Source organism: bacterium (genome assembly GCA_037143175.1).
GTDB lineage: Bacteria > Verrucomicrobiota > Kiritimatiellia > CAIKKV01 > CAITUY01 > JAABPW01.
The window spans coordinates 1-14,065 of the sequence record JBAWZF010000064.1 but is presented as its reverse complement, the minus strand read 5'-3'; the positions used below and the strand labels follow the sequence as shown (position 1 = coordinate 14,065).

Annotated in this window: 12 protein-coding genes and 1 pseudogene; 5 read left to right on the top strand and 8 right to left on the bottom strand. The window is 56.1% G+C overall.

Annotated features, from left to right (window positions below; translation table 11 throughout):
* From WCI03_13785 to WCI03_13770, 4 genes are all read right to left on the bottom strand, one after another.
* A partial coding sequence (locus WCI03_13785) for a FlgD immunoglobulin-like domain containing protein (GenBank protein MEI8140923.1) occupies positions 1-400 on the bottom strand: 400 nt, incomplete at its 3' end.
* A 573-nt stretch (positions 401-973) separates the two neighbouring features.
* Entirely contained in the window at positions 974-1,108 is a 135-nt protein-coding gene (locus WCI03_13780) for a hypothetical protein (GenBank protein ID MEI8140922.1), read from the bottom strand.
* Between the two features lie 2 nt (positions 1,109-1,110).
* Positions 1,111-3,009, bottom strand: a complete 1,899-nt coding sequence (locus WCI03_13775) for a hypothetical protein (protein ID MEI8140921.1) — start codon at positions 3,007-3,009, stop codon at positions 1,111-1,113.
* 63 nt (positions 3,010-3,072) lie between these two features.
* Positions 3,073-4,392: a discoidin domain-containing protein gene (locus tag WCI03_13770; GenBank protein ID MEI8140920.1), complete on the bottom strand. Its 1,320-nt coding sequence runs from the start codon at positions 4,390-4,392 to the stop codon at positions 3,073-3,075.
* A 137-nt stretch (positions 4,393-4,529) separates the two neighbouring features.
* On the opposite strand from WCI03_13770, the gene WCI03_13765 reads away from it, so the two are divergent.
* Complete coding sequence (locus WCI03_13765) at positions 4,530-5,348, top strand: AraC family transcriptional regulator (GenBank protein ID MEI8140919.1); 819 nt, start codon at positions 4,530-4,532, stop codon at positions 5,346-5,348.
* Between the two features lie 416 nt (positions 5,349-5,764).
* Positions 5,765-5,926 (top strand): annotated as a pseudogene (locus WCI03_13760) (VapC toxin family PIN domain ribonuclease).
* Between the two features lie 499 nt (positions 5,927-6,425).
* Here the strand turns inward: WCI03_13760 and WCI03_13755 are convergent.
* From WCI03_13755 to WCI03_13745, 3 genes are all read right to left on the bottom strand, one after another.
* Positions 6,426-6,572 (bottom strand): hypothetical protein, encoded by a 147-nt coding sequence (locus tag WCI03_13755; GenBank protein ID MEI8140918.1) that lies wholly within the window; start codon positions 6,570-6,572, stop codon positions 6,426-6,428.
* 293 nt (positions 6,573-6,865) lie between these two features.
* Positions 6,866-7,882: a transposase gene (locus WCI03_13750; protein MEI8140917.1), complete on the bottom strand. Its 1,017-nt coding sequence runs from the start codon at positions 7,880-7,882 to the stop codon at positions 6,866-6,868.
* A gap of 115 nt (positions 7,883-7,997) precedes the next feature.
* Positions 7,998-8,909 carry an AraC family transcriptional regulator gene (locus tag WCI03_13745; GenBank protein ID MEI8140916.1) on the bottom strand — a complete coding sequence of 304 codons (912 nt, stop codon included), beginning with the start codon at positions 8,907-8,909 and terminating at the stop codon, positions 7,998-8,000.
* A 181-nt stretch (positions 8,910-9,090) separates the two neighbouring features.
* Between WCI03_13745 and WCI03_13740 the strand changes: the two genes are divergently transcribed.
* The 3 genes from WCI03_13740 to ilvN all read left to right on the top strand — a co-directional run bounded on the left by WCI03_13740 (position 9,091) and on the right by ilvN (position 13,398).
* Entirely contained in the window at positions 9,091-10,533 is a 1,443-nt protein-coding gene (locus tag WCI03_13740) for an ADP-ribosylglycohydrolase family protein (protein ID MEI8140915.1), read from the top strand.
* Positions 10,534-11,049: 516 nt separating this feature from the next.
* Positions 11,050-12,834 carry a biosynthetic-type acetolactate synthase large subunit gene (ilvB, locus tag WCI03_13735; protein MEI8140914.1) on the top strand — a complete coding sequence of 595 codons (1,785 nt, stop codon included), beginning with the start codon at positions 11,050-11,052 and terminating at the stop codon, positions 12,832-12,834.
* A gap of 30 nt (positions 12,835-12,864) precedes the next feature.
* A complete protein-coding gene (gene ilvN / locus WCI03_13730; protein MEI8140913.1) occupies positions 12,865-13,398 on the top strand; it encodes an acetolactate synthase small subunit in 534 nt (177 codons plus the stop codon).
* Positions 13,399-13,416: 18 nt separating this feature from the next.
* Here the strand turns inward: ilvN and WCI03_13725 are convergent.
* Positions 13,417-14,065, bottom strand: a 649-nt coding sequence (locus tag WCI03_13725) for a HesA/MoeB/ThiF family protein (GenBank protein MEI8140912.1), incomplete at its 5' end; no start/stop codon positions are given.

The following is a 14,065-nucleotide window of genomic DNA, read 5'->3' as shown; positions in this document are numbered from 1 at the left end:
CGCAGGCGATGCTGACAGGCCCGTTGTGCTGTCCCGGCCAGTGGTTCAGGCCGGTGCTGGTGCCCAGCGCCATCAGGTATTCCGCCTGCAACCCCTGTGACTCCAGCAGTTTCCAGGTGTACTCACCCGCAGGCAACGGTTTGCCGTCACGATCGAGGCCATCCCAGGACACCGCGTGCCGGCCTTTCTCCTGCGGGTCGGCATTGAACAGGGTGCGGACCTGGCGCCCGCCTGCATCGTACACCGCCAGCGAGACCCGGCCGGGTTCCTGTAGCTTGAAATCAATTGTGGCCGCCGCCGGCTGATCAACAAGCGTTTGACACCCCCCCAACATCAACGCCGCACAACCGATTCCCACCACAGCCGCAGCCGCGGCCAATACAATTCTTTTTCCAGGCATATTTTCGAACCTTTCTTCTGTTCATTCGGTGGACGACTACGGCGACGAGATTGGTGGACGAGTAGAATACTCGTAATCCGCTCTCGTCGCCGTTCTCGTTAACCGATTCATCTTTCCTGTTTCGCCCCATCCGGTCGACGATAGCGGCGACGAGATTGGTGGACGATTTCCGTGCTCACTACTCGTATTCCGCTCTCGCGTGCCAGGCCGTAGCGCATGCGCGAGACGAACTGGGCACAGACAAACTGTCGCCTTTGGCCATTCCCTCTCCCCTTGAGGGAGAGGGCTAGGGTGAGGGGTTTCCGGTCCCTTGCTCGCTCATCAATAGCCTGTCAGCCTGCCCGTTGCGTCCAGGAATTTCTCCTCCAGACTCCTGACACCCCTCACCCCCACCCTCTCCCTCAAGGGGAGAGGGAGAAGAGGGCGCGCCATTCTTGTTTATCCCTTTTCGCTTTCTCAAGAGCCCCAAAAAAAGTCACGAACCCCATCACAGACCTTGTCGTCATCAATCCCGACAAAGCCCGCAATGAAGTTCGCGACTAAGAGAACCCCTCTTATCCCCTTCGTCAAATCCTAACCCGGCATAGCCGGAACCAAATCATAATCGTAATCGTAATCATAATCGTAATCCATTTTCTTCAGGCCCATGCAAGCAGGCCGGAGAAGATTACGATTACGATTAAGATTACGATTACGAATAAGACACATCCCTACCGGATCTTAAATACGCTCCCCAATGGCATCAACGCATCGTTGATCTGGATCTCCTCCGCCCGCGACAACCCGGACGGGATGCCGGTGGTGATCCGGATGTTGTCGAGCGCCAGGCTTCCATCCAGACTATCGCCCTCGAAACTGTTATAATTGGAAATCGCCCCGCCGGCGGGGAACGGTACCTGCTGAAGAACCAAGTTGCCGCCGATATACACGGCCGCAAGATGACTGTCATAGTTCAGGAATACCGAGACGCGGGTGTAGGAATCAGTGGCCATCGCGGTTACGGGTCCGTTGCCATCCAGGTAGTTACTGCAAACCGTCCAACTCCCTGCATTCCAGACATTCAGAAATCCGTTTGTCCCGACATACGCCATAAACGTATAGGAATTCGTATCAAGGCCCGTTGGGGCAAGGCCCCATGTCGGACGAATCTCATAATCCGTCCAAACCTTCTTCTGGCTAGCGCTGTTAATGCGATTGGAGACCACGGCGCCATCGGGGAGAACCACGCCTCTTGAGCCGCCCACACCCTGGTTGGTCTTGACCAGCACCGCCGCGCTCGATGCGCCCCACCCCCGGAATCCCAGATTGGCCACCGGGCTGTTGTGCGCATAGAGTTCGAAGTCATCCACGAAATCCAATCCCGCCGTCGCCTGCGTGCCCCAGGTGTTGGTAATGCTGAAGGTTCCGCTCATGTCAACCCCCGCCGAGGTCACGAGAAGCCGCCCGCCTGAGAAGTCAAGGTGGCCGCTCCCGCTGTTCGGCACACTGAGGACCGTCGCCACGGTCACGGTACTGGCGCCCGTGACCAGTACGGAACCCAGGACCGTGGCTGAACCAACAGTGACGGATCCGCCGAAGGTCACAGTGGCACCCGCACTCACCGTGAGATTACTGCACTGAAGTGGTTGACTGAACACCACCTGCGAATTTGCGCCAATGGTGATATTGCTCCAGACCGTCGCGTTCTGGAATGCCACGACCGCACCCGCCGCGATGGTCAGGCTCCCGCTGTTGGTGAAACTTTGCCCGCCAAACGTCACATTGCTGTAAACCGTCACATTCTCCGCATACTGCCCGGAATAGACATAGAGTGAATCCCGTGCCCGCCAGGCGTTCAGGGCCGCCTGGATGGTGTTATAACGGGGATAGCCGGAACCACTGCCCACATACTGGGTACGCGCCACATAGCCGTAACTTTCAAGTTCGGCCGCATCGATTCCGTCCACGCCATTGCTGTTAGTGAAGTGCCGCCCCGTGTCATACATTGCCTGGATCCGGACATCATCCAGCCAGGCATTGCCATCCGCCCCTTCATACTCGAAGGTGCCGTAATTCGCAAAACTCCCCAAAAAGGGAAGATCCTGGACCACCACCTGGTCGTTGACCAGGATCGCGGCATTCTGGGCGGTATAATTCTGATAAACGGAAATGGCCGCGAAAGCATTGGTGGTGACCTTCGCCACCGGCTGGCCCCAGACGTCATTGCTACAGGTCAGCCAGCCCCCGTTGGTCCATACCACGAGATACCCGTCCGCCCCGAAGTATTGCACGATGGAGGAGCCATTGGTGGCGCTCAAATCCGGCGCCACCCCGAGAAACGGCGTGATCCTGAGATCCGTCCACACCACTCCCGCATTCGTCACCGCGACGGCATTCGTCAAGGCGGATTGCGCGGGCACCAGGACGGAGTTGGCGGGCGATACAGATTTCGTATTCACCACCATGACGCCCGCATCGGATGCCTGCCACTGCTGTACCGCCGTCACAAACTTGGCGCCATTGGTAAATGGATCCGCATCGAAATGATGATCTATGTAGGCAGCCTGCGCGGATACACCCACCAGCATCCACACGCCCGCCACCCACCACCGGCCTAAATGTGTTTTCATGTTTACCCCCTCATACTGCCTGCCACCCGTTATTGACCGCATCGAGATCTGGTCCAGGCAGGCTCACTTAATCAGAAGCAGAGAGCCCCGCGCCGGGAGAATCTCCACCGTGGACAAAGTCGAGGACGACCAGCCACCGCTGCTGGTGACATCCAAGGCCAAGAGATACGATCCGACCGACAAGGGCGTGCCGAGCGCAATCGAGCCGGAGGTCGAACTGTCTCCCACCTGGCTTGTCCCGCTGGCCAGCGTTGCCGAAGTACAGGTGCGACCGTACACACGCATTTCACCCAAGCCACAGGGATACGCGTTCATACGGCGGAGCGCGACAAACTGGACATAGCGACCGAGCGCAGGCTGGGCCAAGACGTTGGTGAGAGACTGGCCAACCGCGACAAAGTTTGTCCGCCACACTTCAGTGTCCTTTCCCGACGCAAACGTGGAGTCATTACTGACGCGCACCGCGAAGTTTGAAGTCGTGCGATCAGCTTGAGCACTGTTTACCAAGTCTATCCTATCCACAAGCATCTCCGAGCCAAGGTCAATGGTTGCGTTGCCGTCAGTCTGGTCGGGCGCGAGATAATTCTCGTTCACACCACTGAACCGCAAGAACAGATAGCTAGATACATTGCCATCCACCAAGTTCGCGCCCGGATACCCTGGATAAAACGGTGTGCTGGTTACTGTCTTCCCGGACGATTGCAGGACAGAAGCACTGTTCGTCGTAATCTGGCGCAGCGTCCAGGATGCGGGAGCGGTGTCCGACAAATACGCCGTCCGGGTATAGGCCTTTGCCTTGACAACACCGGGAATACGATTCGTCGTCTCCAGGGCGCCTGTGCCGCGATCCGGCACCCCGTTCACCAGAACTTCCGCCAGGCCAGGTCCTGCACCAACGTGATTCACACAGGTAAATCGAAGATAGCGGACCACCAGGTTGGAGTTCGCGGAGTCGCCAAAGGCTGGCAAGGAAATATCCAACCAGCCGCTTGCCTTAGGTTGCAGCACGCCCGAGGCGAAGGTTGATTCCTCGCCGGCAAAGGCACCGGTTGTGGAAACCTTGAACGTGAAATTGCTTGTGGCGCGCAGGTTACCCCCGCCCCCGTTGTCCGAATTCAACACATTGACATCACTCAGGCGAAAAGCGCGCCCGAGATCAATCGTCACCCAACCGTTATCACCTGGGAACCATTCTCCTGTGAAACCGAAGGCACTGAGTCCATCAACAACCTGTGCGCCGGTGTTGAATAGGGTTCCTTGCGTCGTCGTCGCCGCCCCTCCGGCAATCGTGTCGCCCGGCTGAAGCAGGGCAGCTCGCAGCATGCCTGCCCACCCGCAGATCACCAATACCAACATCACCGCAACCCTGTATTGTGCCTTCATGATCGATCCTCCCCTTGTGCTTAGTTTTTGACAAATTACCATTATTCTTGTATGCGATCCATGAAGCCGATACAGTTTTGCATGAATTATTTACAGCATGGCCGGGTGCCGCCGGAACTGACGGAAGCGAGGTGGCGATGAGTTTTCCCTTGAATATAAGGGTTTCGCTGATCGAAGGCGCCAGCATCGCCTACGACCGGAGATGGAACTATCGCCATATGAACAGCCCATTCGCCAGGCTCTACCACGTCTCCAGCGGACGGGGCGTCGTCGAGCACCACGGCCGGACCTTCAGCCTCGTGCCGGGGCCGCTCTACCTGATCCCATCCCGCACCGAGTCGCACTACGCCTGCCCCAACCGCATGCACCTCGACTGGGTTCATGTGACAGTGCTGGTCAACGGCGCCCTGGACCTCTTCGCGCTGTTCGAACCGGCCTACGTGGTCGCGCCGGGCCGCGGCGAGGCCTTCGGGGGGCTGTTCCGCCAGATGCTGGAGGCGGCCGCGCACCCGGGAATCGGGAGCCGCATGAAGGCCGAGGGCATCGCCACGCACCTCCTCGCCCGCTTCCTGGAGGCCGTTCCGGTAACGGACCAGGAGGCGCGCCTGGCCCCCATGCGGCGCTTCGAGCCCGTGGTCGCGTTCATGCGCGAGAACCTGGCGCGACCGCTGACCCTGTCCGACCTGGCGGGCCAGGCCCGCCTGCATCCGACCTATTTCTCGAACCAGTTCGCGCGCGTCATGGGCCTGCCGCCCATCGAGATGCTCGTCCGGCTGCGGGTGGAAAAGGCCGAGGAACTGCTCTGGTTCACGGATCTGCAGGTCAAACAGGTTGCCGCGGCCACGGGCTTCCGCGATGAATTCTACTTCTCGCGCCAGTTCCGAAAGGTGGCCGGCTATTCACCGCAGCAGTACCGGCGGAACCGCATGACGGTCCCGCCGGAATTCGTCCGCTAAGGGGCGAGGAACTGGGGTCATACAAGAAGGTTCCTCCGGAAATAGCGTGGGATTTCCGATTGAAGAATAGGTACTCAATGACAGTCGGGAGGGAAGGACTAAGTCGTTCGGGTAAGGGTATCCGAGTAAGGGTGGCGACGAAGTGTACGGTTAAGACCGGTACGAGGAAGAGTGGACTCACACTTAAACGCACTCTTCGTCGAACTCTTAACCGCAACACTTACTCGGATACCCTTAAACGGCCGACTTCATCGAGTCAACAGAGGGCCGATGTTGATAGAGACCAATGAAAAAACACACAGGAAATCCGGAAGAACCTACAAGAGTGGCGCTTACTTAAGAGCCACCCACCTGCAAACCCACCCCTGGCCCCTGCTCAGGAGGGGATCAAGATAAGAGCTTGCGCCCGAGACCACGTCTGGCAACACGCCGCCGCGCCGTCATTCGCCTACCGCCGTTTGTTCGACGCACGACTGGCCCTTGTGCTCAGGCATCACGGGGTCTCCGACTTCGCGACCCGCAATGGCACCGATTTCCAGGACTTCGGGTTTGACCGGGTCTGGGATCCTCTGGCGTAGTCCCCACACAAGGAACTCACCTCGTCAGCCGTAGTCGTCGCCGTCGTCATCAAACAATCAACGCAACCCATAAATGCACTAATCACGGAAAAACGCAACTTGCACTTGCGTAATGCATGCCGCATGCGACTGGCCAGTCGCAACAGTAAAGGGATGTCGTCGTCACCCGATTATTAATCCGGCCACTTAACAGTAGCGGGAATCAAGATTGACCACCCGCCTGGAGTACCAGGCTAGAGAGCACGGAGACACGGAGAGAAGAAAGAAATCCAGGGACGGGAAATATGTTGTTTACACGCATCATTACTCTCCCTTGATCCATTAAGAATTAATTTAGGCGACGGCCTTCCTTATTAACACGGTAAATTCATACCGTTAGGATTCCTGAAATGATGAATTCTTACTTGCAGTACATCAAATCACTCATCCCAACACAATACCGGATGACGGCAGGATTGAATCGCCTGCCGGAATCATCCGAAATATCGTCCACCTCTCCTTACGGCGTCACTGGAAAACCGAAAACATCGACTCGCAACTGACGGGCGGTGAACAAATCCCCCCAGTCCCCACCTTTCATCGGTTTGGCTCCGGCTTCCCGCTTTGCACTGAACTGGGCCCGGTGCCGCCCAAATGCGTCTTCCACAAACACTTTACTTCCGATGATTGCCCCATCCGTGAAATACCGCACCCGACGCCGCAAAGAAATCCAGGGACGGGAAATATGTTGTTTACACGCATCATTACTCTCCCTTGATCCATTAAGAATTAATTTAGGCGACGGCCTTCCTTATTAACACGGTAAATTCATACCGTTAGGATTCCTGAAATGATGAATTCTTACTTGCAGTACATCAAATCACTCATCCCAACACAATACCGGATGACGGCAGGATTGAATCGCCTGCCGGAATCATCCGAAATATCGTCCACCTCTCCTTACGGCGTCACTGGAAAACCGAAAACATCGACTCGCAACTGACGGGCGGTGAACAAATCCCCCCAGTCCCCACCTTTCATCGGTTTGGCTCCGGCTTCCCGCTTTGCACTGAACTGGGCCCGGTGCCGCCCAAATGCGTCTTCCACAAACACTTTACTTCCGATGATTGCCCCATCCGTGAAATACCGCACCCGACGCCGCAGGATTTCATTCAATGGCAGCCTGCCCTTCTGCGCGATCACGGCATCTACCGCCTCCGCGCTGAATCCCTTTTTCACCGGCTGACCATTCGCTCGAATCCCTTGCGCTTCACCGGAAACATATAGCAATTGCCGATACCGGGCCGCTGCCGACGCCCAATCCTCCGGCACCTCCCCATCCCTCATCACCCCCATCAGCCCTTCACGCGAATGCTTCGAGCCACCTATCGCCTCACCATACCCGCAATACCGGTAATCCTTCGGATCCTTCACCAACCCCGCTCTCACCGCATTCAAATCAATGTATGCCGCCATCCGCGTCAACGTCCCGGGCGTCCCTTCCACCAGGATGCTTTTAAACCGCTCCTCCCACAACGTCCCCTTCCGGTGATGCCGACGATTATAGGAAAAACTAATGCGCTGCTTAAGCGTCTTGACGAATTCGCCCAGATTGTACATCCGGTACGTGTATTCCCGCTTGCGGCTATCCGCCGCCTCATCCTGCCCGCCAGCTCTCAAGAAGGCTAGCTGCGAGGCCAGATTCTCTACCATCGTCTTGTCATAGAGAAATGACAACCTTCGCCCCAGTTCATCATCACTAACCTCCTCTCGCTCAGGAACATAAATCAAAATATGCCAATGATTAGAAAGGCAGGCATACGTCATGATCCGGATCCCCGCAAATTCCGCTACTGCCCGCAGCGTCTTCCTGAAACGTTCCTTCTCGCCATCATCAAACACCATCCGCCGATCCACTACCCGCGACATGATGTGATAATACGCCGCCCCAGATTCCACTATCCGTGCTGTTCTCATATGGGTTCCCTCTCAAAAGACAACCTTGTGGCCATCCTCTATTACCCATAACGGATCTAGTAACTATTATATTGTAAACTATTTTAACTATCTTCCTGTCCCCGTTTATTCCATTTTAACTATCTTCCTGTCCCCGTTTATTCCTCCAGGCCCCCGGGCTCATGCCGAAGGTACGCCGAAAATGCCGGTTGAAACTCGACAGCGTCTCGAATCCGACCGATTGGGAGACGTCAAGGATGGTCCGGCCACTTCCCGACAACATCGTCGAAGCCATCTGTAGCCGCAGGTTCGTGAGGTACTGAAGGGGCGATTGTCCGGTGGCCTTGCGGAACAGGCGCCGGAAGTTCGTCGCGCTCGAGTGGCAGAGCGCCGCCAGGGAGGGAATCGGCAGCGGCTCCGCATAATGCTGCGCCAGATGTTCCAGGGCCGCCCCCACGCGCCGGATTTCACCACGCTCCCCGCCGTCTGCCACCCTTCCCGCCGCTGGCAGGCGATGCAACAGGACCATCAGATGCCAGGCCAGCGCCCGAATCGCCGAACGGTAGCCGGATCTCCGGCCTGCGGCCTCATCAGCCATGCACCGGGCCACCTCTACAATCTCCGGCTGCGTGCGGGCGTTCATCAAATTCACAAACGAAGGCCCGCAGAATGAACCGATCCGCAGCATGTCGCTCTCTCCATGGGGGAGCACGCCCACCAACTTCACCGGATCCATCATCATCCACGTCCAGCGGCTGACGGTCCCCGGCGCACTCTGCGCCAGGTGCAACTCGGTATCGTTGATGACACAGACGTCGCCCCTGGAAAAAGGGAACACCTTGTCCTCGATCATGAACACGCCGCTCCCGTCAAAACAGTACCCCACCTCCAGGCAGTCGTGCCTGTGCAGCAGCGTGATGGGGTCATCCTTCTGTAGCGACACCGCTCCCCCCGAGAAAGGGAACTCTGCAGGCAGCGACACAGGGGCAAATGCGACCCGCATGGGCTTCGATGGTTGTTTATGCACAGTTGTTGGTCTTTTCGGCATAGATATATGCATTAACGACATGATATGGATTGGCCCCATTAATTGCAAACGCGTTTGTTACGCGCTCTGGGCGCAAGGAGTTCCATAGTGCCTTACGCGTTGAATCAATCGATTTTTGGTAAGGATTTGTTCGTAATCGTAATCGTAATCATAATCGTAATCTCCTCTTGCCTGCTTGGCATTGGGCTGCAGAAAAAGGATTAAGATTAAGATTACGATTACGATTAAGATTAAGATTAGGATGCGGGCTGAGAAAGGTGAACCTATGCGGCATATCTGGTTATGGTGGAAGAAGGACGATGTTAAAACGGAACAACGGCAGTTGGCTGAGGAGGGCCGCGAGACGAGCGGCGTTGACGCGGAGTTCGAACGTCTTCTCAGGGCCGACGTCCCGGAGGACGCCACGTTCCAGGAAGCCGTAAATGTCTTACTGGATCAGACCATTCATCTCCCCACCAAGTCTGGCTATCCCTATAGCGAACCATCCGATCTGGAGGGAATACGGGCCCAGCGGCCGGCTGGCCCGCGCACGCTGTCTCTCAGCCTGAGCGAAGCAACGAGCCTGTCGCGTATTTCAGGTGCATGGCTGGGGCGTTGCGCCGGGTGCCTGCTGGGTAAGCCAATTGAAGGAATCCGCCGCCCGGCGTTGCGGGCACTTCTGGACCGGTCCGGACTCCGGGAAATCACGGACTACATCTGGCGCCTGCCGGGGTTGTCCGACGACGACTACCGCGAAGTCGGGCTGGGCGACAAGTTGCAGGTGAAGTATGGATGGCGAAGCACAGCCTTCATGCCGGAGGACGACGACACCAATTACACCGTCGCAGGCCTGGCGCTGGTCAAGGCCAAGGGCATCGATTTTTCGCCGGCGGATATGGCAGACTTCTGGATGTCGAACATTCCCATTCTGCACACCTGCACGGCGGAGCGCGTCGCCTACCGGAATTTTGTGCAGGACATCGAGCCCCCGCGGTCGGCCAGCGTCCGGAATCCCTACCGCGAATGGATCGGCGCCCAGATCCGCGCCGATTTCTTCGGCTATGTGGCGATCGGCCGCCCCGAACTGGCCGCCGAACTGGCATGGCGGGATGCGTCCATTTCACACACGAAGAACGGCATCTACGGCGAAATGTGGGTGGCCGCCATGCTGGCAGCGGCCGCGTGCGAAACCGATGTGCGAAAGGTGATCGAAATCGGACTCAGCGAAATTCCGGCGAAGTGCCGGCTCGCCGCCGCCATTCACGACGTGCTGAATTGGCATGCGGGGAATATCCCTTATGCCGAAGCGGTGGAGCATATTCACCGGCGCTGGGACGAAACCCGGGCGCACGACTGGTGCCACACCATCTCGAACGCACAGATTGTTGCGTTGGGGCTGCTCTATGGCGGAGGGGATTACGAGAAGGCCATCACGCGGGCCGTACTGCCCTGTTTTGACACCGACTGCAACGGCGCGACGGTCGGCTCGATCATGGGCATGATGTTGGGCGATAAGGCACTGCCGCCAAAATGGACCGATCCCATGAACGATACGATTCATACAGGCCTGGACGGGTACTCTGTATGCAAGATATCCCAACTGGGCAAAGAAATGTTCGAGCTCCACAATAAGTTGAAAACATAACAACTTACCAGGTAACTCCCAAATCCTCGCCTAACAGCAAGAATCACGATTTACGAACGCTACTTTATCGATTCTCAATCCCTTCCCCGGACCTATCTCTATTACATCGCTACGGACGATCCAAATCTACTCCGACGAAGTTAGCGATTAAGTTAGCGACGAAGGATTTGAGTGCCTATTCATTCAGGGCGATGGCAAACGAAATGGCGGCTCGGATTTCACGCATACGAGTAGTTGAAAGCGATGCAATGAGTGACCCTATCCTCACTTTGGCAATTGTTTGCATGTGATCGCAATTGACGGCGCATGCTTTTGGCAGCCCATCCGTCTTATCCAACAGCACTGCGCTTGCAGAACCGACGCAGGAGGTTTTGCAAGTGCCTCTAATTTCTCAATTTTAGGTAAATAATGATGAAATCGACTCAATAGTTACATCGCAATAATTAATTTCTTGCCACAAATGCACGCCGAACATAGAATGTGTTCAATAATTTTGAATATTTGAAAGGTAATACGATGAAAACAAAGACAAGTTATCTAAAAAACACTAAAAAGACAGCTAACGGCGATAGTTCCGCTACACTGGCGACCATTGATGGTGGGCAGGCGCTGATTAAATGTCTTGAAAATAATGGTGTGGAATTCATTTGGGGATACCCTGGGGGATCGGCCATTCCTATCTTTGACGCACTCATCACCACCAGAACCAAAATTAAAATGATTCTGGTCCGCCACGAACAAGGGGCCACCCACATGGCTGATGGCTATGCCCGCGCTACAGGAAAGCCTGGCGTGGTGTTAGTCACCAGCGGGCCGGGGGCAACCAATACTATCACCGGCATCATGACAGCGCACATGGACTCGGTGCCAATGATCGTCATCACCGGACAGACGATTTCGCCCATGATCGGGAAAGACGCGTTCCAGGAAGCGGATGTATTCGGCCTCACCATGCCGGTGGTCAAACACTCTTATCTGGTGAAATCCGCCAATGACATCCCTCGCATCATGAAGGAGGCTTTTCATATTGCCACGACCGGCCGACCTGGTCCGGTGATCATTGATGTGCCGAAGGACATCAGTTCAGCCCCCTGTACGGCCCCACTGGATTGCGAAATGGATCTACCGGGATATGCAGCCCCCCCTGCCATCAACCTGCAACAGGTGCAGGAGATAGCGGCCGCACTAAGCCGATCCACGCGCCCCCTGATTCTATGCGGACATGGCGTATTAATCTCTTCTGCGGCGCCTGCCCTGAAAGCCCTGGCGGAGAAACTCGGGGCTCCGGTGACAAGCACGTTACTCGGGAAAGGCGGCTTTCCTGAAGATCACCCCTTATCGCTTGGCATGCTGGGAATGCATGGCACAGCCTATGCCAACAAGGCACTGGAGGAATGCGATCTGATCATGTCGATCGGGTCACGATACGATGATCGTATTACCGGCAAGGCTTCGACGTTCTGCCAGAACGCAATCCGCATCCACCTCGACATTGATTGGGCGGAGATTAACAAGATGATTCAGGTTCACCATTACTGCGTGGGGGATGCCCGCGCAGTGATGGAGGAGTTGATCAAGCATGTGATTCCCCTTGATACCAAGGCCTGGCTGAGCCATTTGGACGGGTACAAGAAGCACTACCCGCTGAAATACAAAATGCAAGGCGGCCTGAAGATGCAGCAAGTGATGGACGAACTGAATAAAATGCTCCCCCGGGATGCGATCGTCACCACCGATGTGGGACAACACCAGATGTGGGCGGCCCAGTTCATTAAAACTGTCCAGCCTGACACGTGGGTGAGTTCCGGTGGGGCCGGCACCATGGGTTTCGGTTTCCCGGCGGCCATTGGCGCCCAGTTCGGTAAACCGCAGTCGCAGGTCTGGGCACTCGTGGGTGATGGCGGCTTTCAGATGACACTATGCGAATTGGCCACCGCCTGCATCCATAAGCTGCCCATCAAGATTCTGGTTCTGAACAATCACTATCTGGGAATGGTGCGTCAATGGCAGGAACTGTTTTATGAGTCCCGCGAAAGCGGTGTCAACCTTGAGGGCAACCCCGACTTTGCCAAGCTTGCAGACGCCTATCCGGGTGCCAAGGGGTTAACCCTGAAGCGACCGGCGGACATTCGCAAGATTCTGAAACGGGCAATGGATCATCATGATGGCCCCTGCCTGATTAACGTCGAGTGCGTTAAGAGCGAGAACGTATATCCGATGGTGCCCGCCGGGCGCCCGGTGGAGGACATGATCCTGGAAGCTCCGAAAGCCAAACTCGAGAAGCCCACGGGCTCGACCTGATTCCAAACTTATTCATCTGGAGATATAATCATGACAACAGTAACGAGTCCCAAACTAAGTTCTCTTAACAAGCCCCCTACAATCCACACCCTGAGCGTGTATGTTGCCAACAATCCCGGCGTTCTGGCGCGGATTGCACAATGTTTTTCCCGGCGTGGATTTAACATTGAATCGCTGGTCGTCTCCCCCGCCATGGACGGGAAGTTCTCCCGTATGACCATCGGGGCCAGTGGCAATCCGGACGGGCTGGAGCAGATCATCAAACAAGTCAGCAAACTGATTGACGTGCTGCGCTGTGTTGACCACACCGGTGATAATGCAGTCATCAAGGAACTGGCGATGATCAAGGTCTCCATCACCCCGTCCGAGCGAGCCGAAGTGCTTCAGATCGGCGACCACTTCGGTGGCAAAAATCTGGATATGAGCGAAACTTCCATGATCCTGATGTTCACAGGTAAAACGGAAAAGATTGATAACGCCATCCGGATGCTTACAAAGTTCAAGATCATCGAAATGGTTCGCACGGGTAAAATCGTGATGAGCAGGGGTGAGGGGGAGAGCTAAGGAATATTGAGGACCCAACTACTTCCCATCGCCAGCACAAATTGGACAGCGCGGATTGCGCGCCAAGGCCACTTCGCGAAAACGCATCGTGAGAGCATTGAAAACTAATAGCCGATTTGTAAGCAGCTCTCCGATTTTTAAAAGATATTTGATGGCCTCCATGGCCTGAATGGCGCCTATAACGCCGGGAACCGGCCCCATGGGCCCGGAGGGAACCCCGACTGGGGGCGGAGCATCCCCAAAGACACAGCGGTAGCAGGCCGTATGCCCGGGCAAAACGGTCATCACCTGACCCTGGAATGCCAGAATCCCCGCATGAATATAGGGCTTATGATATTGATGACAGGCGGCTGCTATGACAAACTTCGAGTCAAAGTTGTCCGTGGCATCCAAAACAATCTGATAGTCCTTAAGTAACTCCGACGCGTTGTCAGATTGAAAACGGATAAGATGCGGAACCACGGCAACATCCGGGTTTAACGCCAGCAATTTCCGGGTGGCAGATTCAACTTTAGGAACATTTAAATCCGGCGTCGAATGAAGGATCTGGCGCTGGAGATTGCTCAAGTCGACCACATCGGGATCAGCCAGCCCGATTGTCCCCACACCCGCGGCAGCAAGATATAATGCCGCCGGCGACCCTAACCCGCCCGCCCCGATCACCAAC

Bases quoted from the DNA above. Each gene is read 5' to 3' on its own strand.
- ilvN (MEI8140913.1), top strand. From the start codon at position 12,865: ATGACAACAGTAACGAGTCCCAAACTAAGTTCTCTTAACAAGCCCCCT.
- WCI03_13780 (MEI8140922.1), bottom strand. From the start codon at position 1,108: ATGTGTCTTATTCGTAATCGTAATCTTAATCGTAATCGTAATCTTCTC.
- WCI03_13770 (MEI8140920.1), bottom strand. From the start codon at position 4,392: ATGAAGGCACAATACAGGGTTGCGGTGATGTTGGTATTGGTGATCTGC.
- WCI03_13765 (MEI8140919.1), top strand. From the start codon at position 4,530: ATGAGTTTTCCCTTGAATATAAGGGTTTCGCTGATCGAAGGCGCCAGC.
- ilvB (MEI8140914.1), top strand. From the start codon at position 11,050: ATGAAAACAAAGACAAGTTATCTAAAAAACACTAAAAAGACAGCTAAC.
- WCI03_13775 (MEI8140921.1), bottom strand. From the start codon at position 3,009: ATGAAAACACATTTAGGCCGGTGGTGGGTGGCGGGCGTGTGGATGCTG.
- WCI03_13750 (MEI8140917.1), bottom strand. From the start codon at position 7,882: ATGAGAACAGCACGGATAGTGGAATCTGGGGCGGCGTATTATCACATC.
- WCI03_13745 (MEI8140916.1), bottom strand. From the start codon at position 8,909: ATGCCGAAAAGACCAACAACTGTGCATAAACAACCATCGAAGCCCATG.